The organism is Yersinia sp. Marseille-Q3913, from assembly GCF_963892745.1.
Taxonomy (GTDB): domain Bacteria; phylum Pseudomonadota; class Gammaproteobacteria; order Enterobacterales; family Enterobacteriaceae; genus Yersinia; species Yersinia bercovieri.
The window spans coordinates 134,442-148,726 of the sequence record NZ_CAWQAF010000001.1; the positions used below are offsets into that span (position 1 = coordinate 134,442).

The window sequence follows — 14,285 nt, forward strand, 5'->3', positions numbered from 1 at the left end:
ACAGAGCACTCTTTCAAAACTATGGTGGTTGCCTATTTGAACCACCTTATAGTTTGTCAAGACCACAATATTACTCTACACCGACAGTCAGGCGGGCTACGCGATTAGCCTTAATAAACTTAGTTAAATCTACTGGATTACCCTGATAAGTGATCGTCAGTGCACCCGGTGCACCAATGGTTAGCTTATAGGGCGATTTACCCGATAGATTGAGGGTAGCCCCCCCTTTTTGGATGCCGCTAAACAGCGTTTTCCCACTCGCGTCAACAACCTGTAACCAGCAATCAGCTGTGAAGTTCATGACCAATGAACCAGCAGCTGATGCCGCACCATTCACCCCTGCGTTGGCTGTCGGCAATGGTGGCTGTGCGGTAGAAACATCAGGTAACGGAGCCTGACTTGGGGAGACGACCACTGACTCCGCCGGCGTCGCTCCCTGGGTGTTTGTCTCGACACGGCTATTCGCCGTATCTGCTGGTGCTGCACTGTTTGTGACAGGAGCAGTACCCGTTGTTATTGGTGTAGAGTTGCTAACAGGTGCCTGAGCATCCGGAGATGGTGCAGGCTCGCTATTATCATCAGTCAGCGGCACAGATTGACCGCCATTTTGCAACAGTTGAGCAGAAGATTGATCAGCCATGGTGGCTATTTCTGCTTGCTGCGCTTGATGATTTTGCCACCACCATGCCCCGGTCAGCCCCAGCACAACCAACACAATAAGCCAGGTGAACGTCATCAACCAGCCATCGCGTTTTTTATGCTTTTTGCCCAATGAGAAACTTTGCATTGGGGCGACTTTCGCCGCTCTGATTGGAGCTTGTTTTTCTAGCATGGGTAACAGTTCATCTTCGGGAAGGTGAACCAGTTTGGCGTAAGAACGAATGTAACCACGGTGGAATGTTGAGGCGAGATTAGCTTGTGCTTTATCCTCCTCAAGATCACGGATTGTGGATACTTTCAGACACAGACGTTCTGCAACCGTCTGCTGAGTTAGCCCTAGTGCTTCACGGGCTTGACGCAGGCGCTCACCTGTCGTCTCTGGAACAGTTTGATCTTGGGAGGCTTCAGTATTCATTAGCTAGAAAATGCTGGTACTGTTTGGATTGTGGAAAACTTCGCGCAAGCTGCTTGCCATAGCGTTGAACACTATCTTGACGGCCTGCTAGCGCGGCGAAACGAATTTGTAACCATAAACTTTCAGCACTGGCTGGTAGCGTATGTTGGTAAACATCCAGTAATAGTTGCGCTTGAGCGCGATTCCCTTCACCAAAATGCCGTTGAGCTTCTGCGAGCAGCGGCTCACCCTTATCCGGATCATACTTCAATGCCCGGCTCAACAATGCGCGAGCCTGATCATTTTGATTGGCCCGTAAAAAGCAATATCCGGCGTTTTCCAGACTATCTGCCACCTGACCGTAATCAGGTAACAGCGCTGCTGCGCTAAACTGTTGTTGGGCCGATACATACTGCCCTAAACTACACAGAAACGCACCGTAATTATTCAGTACAGTGCCATTTCCAGGTGCCAGTTTCATCGCATGTTGATAACGCTGCTCTGCGGCACTGTTTTCACCGATACGTTGCTCATAAAATGCCATGCCTAATTGAGCGCGATAATCCTGCGGATCCGCCTCTACAGCCTTCTCAAGATTCTGCCGCGCGGCACTAAGATCACCTTGCGCCAAATACTCTAAACCCAGTTGTAAACGCGTCTGCCCTGCCGCTGGCTGATTAGTTTTTTCTGGCGACGAACCAGAACAACCAGCCAGTATTGTTGCTAGCAGGCAAACTCTCCACAGTCTTGTCAGCTTCATGCTTTCTCAATTGTCCTTATGTGTGAAGATAAGTGCAAAAATAGCCACTCATGTTATTCCCATTACTGACATTTGAGTAATCTTTTCAGTATTGAGCGCACTACAAATTATAAGTTAAATAACAATTAGTTATCTGTGATCTGGCAATCTTATCAATCAGACTGTCTTAATGGCGATAGGTTCACCCGCCATTCTCTTTTTCAAGGTACGTTTGGTACGATCAATCACTTCACCGGCCAATTGACCACATGCGGCATCGATATCATCACCGCGAGTCTTACGCACAATGGTGGTAAAACCGTACTCCATCAACACCTTAGAGAAACGATCCACCCGGCTGTTTGAGCTGCGGCCATAAGGTGCGCCGGGGAACGGGTTCCATGGAATCAGGTTGATCTTGCATGGCGTATCTTTTAAACATTCCGCCAGTTGATGAGCTTGTTCCACGCTGTCATTAATGTGATCCAGCATAACGTACTCAACGGTAACCCGCCCGCCATTAGCTTTGGACTTATCCAAGTAACGGCGTACCGCTGCCAGAAAGGTTTCAATATTGTATTTGCGGTTGATTGGTACGATCTCATCGCGAATATCATCAGTTGGCGCATGTAATGAGATGGCCAGTGCAACGTCAATCATATCACCCAGCTTATCCAGCGCCGGCACCACACCCGAGGTGGATAGCGTCACGCGGCGTTTGGACAGACCGAAACCAAAGTCATCCAGCATGATATCCATGGCGGGTACAACGTTATTCAGATTCAGCAGGGGTTCACCCATACCCATCATCACCACGTTGGTAATAGGCCGCGTACCGGTTGATTTTAATGAGCCGATAATTTTCGCCGCACGCCATACCTGGCCAATAATTTCGGATACCCGTAGGTTGCGGTTAAAGCCCTGCTGCGCCGTAGAGCAGAATTTACACTCCAACGCGCAGCCTACCTGTGATGAGACACATAATGTGGCGCGGTCGGCTTCCGGGATATACACGGTTTCAACTTGCTGATCACCCACGGTAATGGCCCACTTAATGGTGCCATCCGTAGAACGCTGCTCTTGTGCCACTTCAGGGGCGCGGATCTCCGCCACACGCTGTAACTTAGCGCGCAGCGCTTTATTGATATCGGTCATTTGCTCGAAATCATCGTAGCAGTAGTGATACATCCACTTCATGACCTGATCTGCCCGGAAAGGTTTCTCACCCATTTGGGCAAAAAATTCGCGCATTTGCTGGCGGTTTAAATCGAGCAGATTGATTTTGCTAGTGACAGGTGCGGCGGTTTCAGCCCCATTGTCAGACAGAGTGGCAACATCAGTTGGTATTGATGTAGTTAATAATTGTTCAGACATAAATTGTCGTGGCCTCGTTATTACACTTTACGGCGCTGTGCTTTAAACCGGGTACGGCTCAGAAACGGCGATGAATAAAGACTGGAATCTAATCAATAATAGAACGCCCCGGGAGAGATGTCTCCACCGGGGCGCGGCATTGTACAAATTTTAAGGCGTGGATTCCATAATTGGAAAGCTGTCGGCCAACTTTATATTATTTCAATTGATAACAGATGGTTTCAACTGATTGAATACTGGTCACTCCGACACTGATTCACACCATTAGCTACGGGGAAAAATCTCATCCGCAGCGAAAAAATAAGCAATTTCACGCTGAGCAGATTCAACCGCATCAGAGCCGTGTACGGCGTTCGCAGTGAAGCTATCGGCGAAATCCGCACGTAAAGTCCCTGCCAGTGCATTATCTGGATTAGTCGCGCCCATGATATCACGGTGACGCTGAACCGCATTTTCGCCTTCAAGAATCTGAACCATGATTGGGCCAGAGGTCATAAATTCAACCAAACCGTCAAAGAATGGGCGACCTTTATGTTCAGCGTAAAAACCTTCAGCCTGTTCTTTGGTCAGGTGCAGCATTTTTGCCGCAATAATTTTGAAACCAGCACTTTCGAAACGCGCGTAGATAGCGCCGATGTCGTTATTGGCAACAGCGTTTGGTTTGATGATGGAGAAAGTACGTTCTAAAGCCATGATAACCTCTATTGGATTTCTAATATTGACCGGGCTTGCAACCGCGCCGCTAACAACCTTAAGTAAGGAGCTAAGTTTAGCTAACGGGTAACGCCTTAACACTCAATGTTACCGACCTGTATAAGTGGCCGCCGATTATATGTTCGCAGTCAGCGATTGCATACCGGAATCACAACATTTTATTAAAAATAATTTATCTTAATTACTCATTTTTATGTACAACTCACATTTTACATAAAAATTATCCTGCCAGGCTAAGGCGCTCTACCTTATTTATAGTTCCTCAACAAATGTAAATCCGACCTTTCTTTTTACAATAGCTGAGGGTTGGCTAATCACTTCTGAAACTAAAGCCCGTCGCCCTAAGGTAGCCGCATATTGGGCCAGACTTCTGATCGCCGCCGTTCCCGCGCCGCGGATTGCCCCTTCGGATTCTGGGTGCAGTACATAAGCAGGATCTGTTAATGAGCCGGCGACCCCCACATCTGTGTCATTAATATCAACAGCGACAGTAATGCTCACTATTCGCCCTGCCAGACGAACTATCACATACACATAATCCTCACGGCTGGTTCTTAACCAACTCTGAATGACATCACTGACAATACGTGATGCAGAAATAATCCTCTCTCTATCGGCCTGCGCGCTCGGTACGTCATCACTGTGCGCGCCTTTTTTAGCATCCGCTGAGGCTGCACTCCCCTCTTGTGGCTGTTCCTGACTATATAATCGCCGCCATTCATTTATTATGGGGAGAACATTTTGCCTAGCCCCCCGAGTCTCTTCGGGTATTCCACTAATAATCTCAACGTCAAAATGAGAATTAGGATAATCAACCCAGTAGCCATTTTGATATATTCTCGGCACGGTCTCCACATAGTTAAAGGTATCCAATGCCAATTCGTAACGGCCTAAGGAGAGTGTCTGTGTACGCTGAGGAGAAATAACAGAAGCACCTCGATTATTAAAGTATAAATAAGTGGCATAACCGAGTTGAGAGAAGTCGAACGCTGTTTTTAAGCGGAGCTGTTCATGATTTTCATCTGCAGCAATATAATCCCTGACATTATTAATTAAGCGCGTTTCGGTATCAACATCTGAAACCGCATGGCCGGTATGTCCGTCCTGAAGGATCCGCGTAATAACTTTGCCGAAATTTTCAGCATTCCAGCCATCAAGGCTACCACCAAATAGTGATGTGAAATCCGTCATAATATCAAGTGTCCAGTGAATGCAGGGGGGAATAAGGTCACGTCGGGCGCGCATATGCGGGAGGAGTTGCTCCTTCATCGAGACTTTACAGGCTAAAGCCGTGGCGGGTATTGTTAGTGACTTTTTATCCATAGAGGTATTAACATGCGTTAATACCGCATCAACGTACGCCGAATGTTCCGACGACCGTCCCTCAAAAAAAAGTGGCTCATTGGTACTTATTTTAGGCAGTGGTTTAGATGAACCAAAAACTTGCAATATTTTATCGTTACCACCGTTAAAAAAATCTGTAACGTTTGATACAAAACGATCAACCTGGTTGCAATGCCCCTGCACGATATAATTATAAATATTAAGCAGAGGTATGGACCAACAAGCAATGGCTCCGCTGATACTTCGCGTTTTTCTGCTATAAGCCTTCTCAGCGGTCAAAACTACTTTATCAATTATAACTGAACTATTATTAGCATTTATGTTCATGATAAAAAAATGTGTATTAATATCAAATGGATCAAATAAATAGCCAATTAAGGGAGTGAGAAAGATGGGTCTAGCGCCTATAGACTCAATAAATTGCACCTCAAAATACCCACCATTAAAGCGTGATAACATTGATAAACTGTCACTTTCTTCGCTCATTTCAAAATAAGCAGCATTATCTAAATTATCATAAATAATAAATATTTTTCTATTTTCAATTTTTATTAACCCACCATTTGCAATCAATATAAGAAAGTCATCATCATCGGTTAACTTAAAGCTAACCAACATCTGTTTTGGCCCTATTTTTTCATCAAACCAATAATTACCAAAAGTCTGCCTTATCGGTAATATCATATTTTCTTTAATAGCACAGTTGTGATCACAAAGAAAACTACTGTTTTGCGAAACATCGATACTACTTATATGAAGACCCATCCCTATATATTCCAGATCATCAAAAAAATAATCTTCCGTTAAAGTGAATTCATTTCCAGTAAAGTTATCGTGCTGATAAATAGTCACTTGCATCCCTGCTGGTACTGATATGGACTTGATTTCATCATTGAATGACCTCAACATAGGAGAGAGAGTCTTAATGTTATCGTAATTATACAGGTTAGCTTTCTTACCTTCTGATAAACAAATGGCATCACCCATAAAGTTATCATCCTCATAAAAACATACTGCATCTTTTACTCTTAATGAACTTGCTTGATCATTGAACCATTGAAATTCGTGGGAGTTTAAAGAATTAGTATCATTGTTGAGTGTTAATGAGCGACCAGAGAAATTCACATTTTCATAGAGTATGACAGCCATGCCATAAGGAACTTTGATAGACGATATTCTGTCATTCCATAAGGGAAAAAGGGAGCTGGAAAAATAACCCTCATAAGAACAAAAATACTCCCCATTATAATTATCATCAGAATAAAAACAAATTTTCGGCGATTCTGCCAGAACATCATCACTTAACATGATAAGCAATGAAATAAAAAAGAGAATGCAATTATTTTTTATCATATCAATTCCCCTCTCGGCTAACTAATATAAAGAAGAAAGTGTGCAATAAAATACTCTCCGCTAAATTAATTATTTTATAGAATAATATGAATTTTTATATCTCTTTTTTTTATCACAAGAAGACTAATTTGATAATTAGTTATAAAAAATATATCTAATTAGTTGAATAGGATAATTAAGTCTATTCCACACGAAACACTAAATTACTCACTAACCCACTTTCGTCCAATACATTAAGTTGATAGGCACCCGGCACAGATAAGGTTTGGATCCATGATTGGTTATTTTCCGTTACCGCCACCTGTTCCCCATTGAGGAACCACCAATGTTGCCCACGTCCGCCTTGTGCCGCCAGACGCAAATCGAGGCTATTATGGCCGGGTAAGCGTTTGACGACTGCACCATCACCGATGCCTAAAATCAGTAGTGGCGCTATATCACCACCACCTTGTGGTGGGCATTGTGTGCTCAGTACCGGCAATCGTTGGCTACGCCGCTCGGCTATTGGTAACCAGGGTTCGAGTGGCAGTGGCCATAATGTTAGCTGTCGCGGCATGGCTTCCGGGCAATCTGCCGCCACCCGCTGGCCCTGTGGATTTAGCCATAGACTCACCTGGCTACCTTGCCGATTCTCCTGCCCCTGAGCCACCAAGGTGGGTGGTATTGTGCCATCAAGCACCCAGCTTTGGCGGCGCTGGCGGCAATTGCTATCCCCCGCCGCTAACGGCTGCCCACCGGGCCAACAAATCTCTGCCCGACTGACTGACGCAGGTCGTGGATCGCGCGGTAACTGGCGGCCACCCTGTTGCGCTCCTGACATCAGTAAGTTATTGACCTGATTGAGTATAGGGATGGCGGTGGCATAGCCAAACTGCCCGGCGACAGGTGTGCCATCGGGCCGCCCAACCCATACCCCAATGGTATAACGGGCGTTGATACCTATTGCCCAGGCATCACGGTAGCCGTAGCTGGTGCCGGTTTTCCACGCCAATGGCACAGTTACCGGCAAAATATCGTCCGGTAAGGGTCTGGCCTCACCGGCCATGATGCGCCGGATAATCCACGCGGCACCGGGGGAGAAGAGCCGCCGCTCCTGTATCTGCTGTTGAGGTTCAAAACGCAGTGTCGCCGCCATGCCACCACGGGCGAACGCGCTATAGGCGGCGACGAGCTGATCCAGTCGTGAGCCAGTCCCGCCGAGGATCACCGCCAAACTCGGCTCACTGTGCGGTGGAAAACGTAAGTTCAGGCCGCCATTGCGTAAATTGGCGGTAAAACGTTTCGGGCCGTAAGCTTCCAATAGCTGCACCGCAGGTAAATTCAGTGAGCGCACCAGCGCTTCGCTGGCACTGACCGGGCCATGGAATCCGGTATCAAAATTACCGGGGCGGTAATCACCGAAGCGACGCGGCACATCTTGTAGCAGTGACTCAGCATGGATCAGGCCATCATCCAACGCCATGGCATACAGAAAAGGCTTGAGTGTCGATCCCGGAGAGCGCCAGGCACTGACCATATCCACATGGCCGAAGCGGCTATCATCCTGAAAATCCACCGAACCAAGGTAAGCACGCACATTCATGGTGGTGTGATCGACCACCAGCAGCCCCAGCGAGGTTTTCTCCGGCAACTGATGCCGCCAACTGGCCGCCATATCCTCCAATTGCCGCTGTAGCGCAGCATCCAAAGTGGTTTGGATCACTTCCCGCTGATTGCCCAGGGTTAAGCGGCGGGCCAGCAGTGGCGCGAGTTGCGGCACCTGACGTGGTGCCAGCCAGATATCTTCTTGTTTGATATCAGCCACTTCTGCTGGCGTCCAGACCTGATAATCGGCCAGCCGGGTTAATACTTTATCCCGCGCCGCTTTAGCCCGCAGCGGGTAGCGATCTGGCCGCAAGCGGCTTGGGGCCTGTGGCAGCGCCGCCAGCAATGCCGCTTCTGCGGGCGTCAACTGTGCAGGCGGTTTGCCCAGATAGGTCCAACTGGCGGCCCCAATACCTTGCAGGGTGCCACCAAAAGGGGCGCGGTTAAGGTAGAGCTCCAGAATTTGATCTTTAGAAAAATGCCACTCCAGTTGCAAGGTGCGCCAAATTTGTCGTGATTTTCCGGTTAAGGTGCGGGGATGTGGCTCGATCAGGCGGGCAACCTGCATTGATAGCGTGCTGCCACCAGAGAGGATTTTACCCGCCCGCAGATCCTGCCAGGCGGCACGGGCTAACGCCAGTGGATTAACACCGGGGTGGCGGTAAAACCAGCGGTCTTCGAAAGTGAGCAGGGCTTGCAGGTAGTAAGGTGAGACCTGTTGCAGGGTCACCGGATAACGCCATACCCCATCGGCATCGGCAAAACGCCATAGTGGCGTGCCATCTTCAGCCACCACCACCCGGGCGACCTGAACTTGCGCCAAGGGGAGCGGCCAAAGTTTATCCGCCAGCCACAGGGTGGTCGGCAGCAATATGACGATGGTAGCCAGCGCCCACCACAGGCGGCGATAGCGGAAAAAAAACGGGGTTCGCATCAATAGCCTTTACCCCCCTTTGCTGCGACTAACCGCCAGCAAAGGGGGAGTAAGTATTCACTTAACAATTTCAAGTTGCATCGGCGTGACCCCTAGCGCCCGCCAATCCGGCACATACATTGACTCCACCTGTGGTGCTGGCACCTGATAGATGCCCGGCGTGACCGCGCGTGCCAGATAGAGCAACGTAGTGTGGCGATAGCCGTCGACACTGACAGCCGCCACATAGCGGTCGTCGCGGAACTCCTGATGCTTGATATCTGATTGCTGCATATCCTGCAGTAGCTCGGTCACGCTGTTGGCGCTCTCACCCAAACTGGCACTGCTGTCGCCCAGATTCTGATTTTCCAGCTCCAGGCCCGCAGGCAGTAGATCCACCACCAGCGCATCCGGCACCCGCTGATCCGCCCACACATCCAGATGCACCAGCACCAGCTCACCACTCTTCAATTGTGATAACTGCAACGGCTTGCCATCAAGCCCGATATAACTGCGGCTGATATGCAGATTACGGCTAAATGGCGCTGGTGTTTGTTGTGGATAGCCCACCACATCGACGCGGCTATACAGCGGTGTATCGCCACGATTTTGCAGTTGCATCCCACCACTCAATTGCTGTGCCGACCAGTTTTGGTTCAGCGCCGTGCTCTGCGTTAAAGTCGCGCTCGCTGCGAGTAACTCAGCCGATGGCGCAATCGCCAGCTGCCACGGCGTTTCAGCGCCACTTATTAGCGTGTGTCCGGCAAGGAACAGCGCATTACTCTCTTGCGTGGAGAGATAATTGCGGCCAATTAATGCATCGGATAGCGCCAACAAGCGGCTATCGCGCACCTCTGGCAGCAAATTGTTGTCGGTGAGTAGCGCCAAAATCAGGGCATCATCGCGCACTGAACTGCCGTAATCTTCCAGCCAGTAATCTTTATCGCTGCGCGGGGTATTCAGCCCTTGCGTGATGGCCTCTTTGGCACGCGGCATATCGCCCATCAGCTTAAGTGCCACACCCAGTTGCACCAGCGGCAAGCCGGAGCGGGCGTCGTCACTGCGGGTAGAGAGTTGACGCAATGCCCCCAGCGACGCCTGTTGCTGCTGCGCCAGCACTAAACCGGCATAGGCCTGCACGGCAAAACGGGTATGTTTGCTCTGTTCGCTGTAGCGAATTTCAATCTGACTCGGATCTTGCAAGTAGCGCTGCAAACGGGTGTTGGCGGCAGTTAAAGCGGCCTCCGGCACACTGTAGCCCTGCTGACTGGCACGATAGAGGAAGTCAGTGGCGTAGGCGGTCAGCCAGAACTCTTCCGGGCTGTCATTGCGCCATAAGCCAAAACCGCCATTGTAGCGCTGCATACTAAGCAGATGCTCAATGCCGACATCAATCGTTTGACGCCGTTTTTCATCGCTATCCGCCTTGATACCCAGCGCGGTCAGCTGCGCATGATTGCTGTAGAGCGACGGATATAAACCGCTCACCGTTTGCTCCAGACAGCCATAAGGGTAAGCGTATAACTCGCTGATATAACGCGCTAAGTTCAGCGGTGGGCGGCTTGTCACCAGCAGTTGCCCTTGCAAGGTTTCAGGCACCAATCCCGCCATCGCCTCCACAGGCAAGCTCCAGCTCTCGCCACTGCGCAGCACATTGGCGAAATGGCGCGTTTGAGCCGGATAAGCAGGCCGCACGCCAATTTTCCAATGATGTTGATAATCGGGCAGTTTTTCCCCCGGCAACACCATACCGGTGATAGTCAGGCCAATATCACCCTGCCCGAAACCGTTCAGTGCGCGAACCGGAATCAATACCGTTTTGCGCTCGCCGGATGCTAACGTAACAGATTGAGTCGACTCGCCTTTTAGCGCCAGTAACTCGCTGGCTGCCCAGTTGAGTGCAAGGGTTTGCGCTTGACCGGATAAATTACTTAAGTCCAGCGCCAGTGCGGTGCTGTCGCCACCAGCCAGAAAGCGTGGGGTCGCCAGTTGGGCAATCAGTGGGGCGGCCACCACCACTTTAGACTCGGCTTTACCGAAATCTTCGTCACTCCAGGCTTGTGCCATCAGGCGCAATTCGCCGTTAAAATCGGGAATAGCCAGCTCAACCGTGCCCTCACCCTGCGCATTTAGAGTCACCGGCTGGGCCTGCTGCGCCACAATGGTCACTTCGGTAATCGGTTTTTTACCACCACGGGCGAGCGCATCCTCTTCATCGCCATCACCACCAAAACGCAAGCTGGCTAACCGCCCCTGCCCCTCAATCAGCTGGCCATAAACATCATATTGATCCGCGCTGTAGCGCTTGCGCCCCAGAAAGGCGTCGTGAGGGTCCGGCGTGGCGTAATCGGTGATATTTAAGATCCCGCTATCGACGGCGGAGAGCAGCACCTGCACTTTTTCAGGTAGCGGCGCGCCGCTGCGGCTGGCTTTCACTTTAACAGTTAAGGTCTGATTGGGGCGAATACGGGCTGGCGCATCCAGTTGCAACGCCAGTTTGCGGGTTTCATCCACCAGCGGCAGATGCAGTAAACCAATCGCCCGTTTTGGCGTCGCCTGCTGTGTTTTATCACCAGGGCGGATCACCGTCGCGCTCAGATAGAGGTCATGGCGAGCCCAGCCGGGGTTAATCGGCACCTCAACATCAGTGCCACCTGCCGCAATAGTCACCTGCTGCCACCACAGTGGGCCGTCGCTGGACTCCACCAGCAGATAGCCGTTACCGGCGGCGGGGGCTTCAATGTGCAATTTCACCTTTTCGCCGGGGCGATAGGCGGGTTTATCCAGTGTCAATTTGACCTGATCCGGGCGCACCGCGCCACTGCCCGCAGTGTTATCCTGCCAGCTGTAGCCGGCCCAGAAGCGCGAGCTACTGACCTGTGAGTTATCCGGATTGCTCACCTCAATGCGGTAAGCGCCCCACTCCACCGGGAAGCTGACTTTCGCGCTGCCGTTGGCGGCAATATTGATGGTTTGCTCCGCCAGTTGGAGATCTTTTTTATCAAACAGCGACTGCCAGCCATCACTTTCTGACCACTGCCAGTAGTTATCACGGCGCTCGCGTATCAGTTTGACTTTTAAGCCATTAACCGCCTGTTTCTCACCATCCGCCGTGGCATAGAGGATCTCAAAATCCGCCTGAGAGTCCTGATCAACCATCGGCTGCGATTTATAGCTGTCACTGCGGTAATCATAAACCTGCTGCTGATTGAACAGCGGGCGAATTCCCGCCAGCGCCTCGGCGGGCCACACCGCCTGTTCAGCACGGCGAGTGACCGGACGGCCACCGGACTCCAGTAAGCTGGCCTGTAAAATCAGTTTCAGCGGCGATTGGGCACTCTGCCAGCTGTTCTCCACCGCGACCTCAGTTTCGCCGTCGCTGTCTAACGTGGTATCAAACTCATCCAGCGTGCGGGAGAGGTTCTCTTCGGTAATAGAGCCAAATTCAAAACCGGGCAGCGACGCCACCGCTTCCCGCAGTGGGCGCAGGAACAACTGCCCTTGCAGGCGGTTGCCAGATGCCGGCGCACCATAGAGATAGCGCCCGGTGACCGCAAAGTGGGCCTCACTATCAGTGGCGATCGGCGCTTTATGGGTAGTGATTTCAAGCGCCATGCGCTCTGGCAGGAAATCCTCCACTTTGAATTTGTACAGGCGCGGCTGGTTATCCCCCAGATTGAGGCGCAGGGACCACTCACCGGTCGGGCCGCCTGCAGGAATGGCGTATTGATATTGATACAATCCCGCTTGCGGCTGCCAGACAAAGCTGCGCACCAGTTGGTTATCTGGTTTGAGGATATCCACTTTAACCGGTTGAGTGGTCAGCGGCTTGCCGTCTGCATCGCGCAGTAAGCCATTGACAATTAAGGTTTCACCGGGGCGATACAGGTTGCGCGGGCCAAAGACGAAAAACTGCTTCAGAAAGCCCTCTGGCCCGGCAATATCAAACTCCGCCAGATCCAGCGCCGGCGCATTGAGATCAATCAGGCTGGTCTGCCCATTTTGCGAGGCCAATAGCAGTTTGGCATTGGCCTTTTTCTCTAGCTGCGCATGGCCCTGAGCATCAGTTTCCGCCTGCGCCAGCACTTGCCCTTTATCATCCAGCAACTGCACCGAGACCCCTTTCAAAGCGGCACCGCCCGCCAGCGCCTGAGTGAAAACATCCATGCGGTTATGGTAGCTGTGCAGCGAAACGCCAATATCGCTCAGGGTAAATAGGGTGGCAGCATTGGTATAGCTGTAGTGACCCGCTTGTTGCATCACCGCCAGATAGACGCCGGACTCTTGCAGCGGTTTGATATCGGCTAGTGGCAGCAGCAGTTTTTCACGGGTATTGGCGGCGGGATTGAGGTCAAAACGGCCGGTATAGACTAAATCGGCCATTTTCAGCAGATCGTCCGACTCCCAGTTAGAGAGCGCGCTGCGGTACTGCCAGTTGGCGAGGAAGTTGGCCAGGCTGGCGGGCTTAATGCGGAAGAAGTTAACGTCGACATTATCGACATTCAGCGCCATCACTGGCAGGCCCTGCGCCAGTTTACCCGGTAGCAGGGAGCCTTTGCTGGCAAAACCGACACTCGGCTTGATGTCACGGGTGGTGATTTGCTGCTGTTGTGGTGCGCCAAGCTGTGCGCCGCCAACCCCTTTCAGCGTGCTATCAACCGTGAGCAGCAATTTGCGCTCAGGTTTGAGATGACGTAAGCGCAGCTCCATCAGGTTATCTGATAGCTCCCAAGCGCCATCAATGGTGCCACTGAGGGTATCCACCAGATGCACTTGCGCGGCAAAATCCTGATTGGGGTCCAGCGGTTGCGAGAAGGTCAGCACCATGGCGCTGGCCCCATCAAGTTGCAGCTCAGAGGCATCGAGCAAGGTGAGCGGCTGGCCGGCATGGCGTTTTGCCAGTGCGGCCAATGTGGCGGCATCTTTGGGGTGGCTCAACGGGCCATTGGCGGGCAGCGCCGTGGCCTGGGTGGTGGTAGGGGCCGGAGCGCTACTCTCCTCTTTACTACTGCTGTTATCACAACCCGCCAATAGCAGAGTGGTACTCAACAACAGGCCACTGACCCCGATACCCTTTTTTATTCCTGAGATTAACCGCAGCAAACCATTGTGATTCATATCTTGCTCCCTGGCTGAGAGCAGGATTATAGCATTCGCCTGAAAGGGAATATAGAGAGATAAAACAGATGATTTTTTCTCTCCAGAAAAAA

7 protein-coding genes are annotated in these 14,285 nt (G+C 50.9%); all 7 read right to left on the reverse strand.

The features are described from left to right. Window positions 1–70 precede the first annotated feature (70 nt). Window positions 71–1,075 (reverse strand): cytoskeleton protein RodZ, encoded by a 1,005-nt coding sequence (gene rodZ / locus AACW11_RS00600; protein WP_212585512.1) that lies wholly within the window; start codon window positions 1,073–1,075, stop codon window positions 71–73. Continuing rightward, window positions 1,065–1,814, reverse strand: coding sequence for a type IV pilus biogenesis/stability protein PilW (gene pilW / locus AACW11_RS00605; protein WP_212585513.1), 750 nt, complete (start codon window positions 1,812–1,814; stop codon window positions 1,065–1,067). Before pilW ends, rodZ begins: the two co-directional genes overlap by 11 nt. A gap of 156 nt (window positions 1,815–1,970) precedes the next feature. Continuing rightward, window positions 1,971–3,167, reverse strand: a complete 1,197-nt coding sequence (locus AACW11_RS00610; protein WP_212585514.1) for a bifunctional tRNA (adenosine(37)-C2)-methyltransferase TrmG/ribosomal RNA large subunit methyltransferase RlmN — start codon at window positions 3,165–3,167, stop codon at window positions 1,971–1,973. A 264-nt stretch (window positions 3,168–3,431) separates the two neighbouring features. Further along, window positions 3,432–3,860 (reverse strand): nucleoside-diphosphate kinase, encoded by a 429-nt coding sequence (gene ndk / locus AACW11_RS00615; RefSeq protein ID WP_212585515.1) that lies wholly within the window; start codon window positions 3,858–3,860, stop codon window positions 3,432–3,434. A 273-nt stretch (window positions 3,861–4,133) separates the two neighbouring features. Beyond that, entirely contained in the window at window positions 4,134–6,578 is a 2,445-nt protein-coding gene (locus AACW11_RS00620) for a beta/gamma crystallin-related protein (protein ID WP_249192824.1), read from the reverse strand. 181 nt (window positions 6,579–6,759) lie between these two features. Then, the gene (gene pbpC, locus AACW11_RS00625) at window positions 6,760–9,096 is read right to left on the reverse strand and encodes a peptidoglycan glycosyltransferase PbpC (RefSeq protein WP_212585516.1); all 2,337 of its coding nucleotides are present in this window, start codon (window positions 9,094–9,096) and stop codon (window positions 6,760–6,762) included. Between the two features lie 57 nt (window positions 9,097–9,153). Beyond that, entirely contained in the window at window positions 9,154–14,193 is a 5,040-nt protein-coding gene (locus tag AACW11_RS00630) for an alpha-2-macroglobulin family protein (protein ID WP_212585517.1), read from the reverse strand. Window positions 14,194–14,285 lie beyond the last annotated feature (92 nt).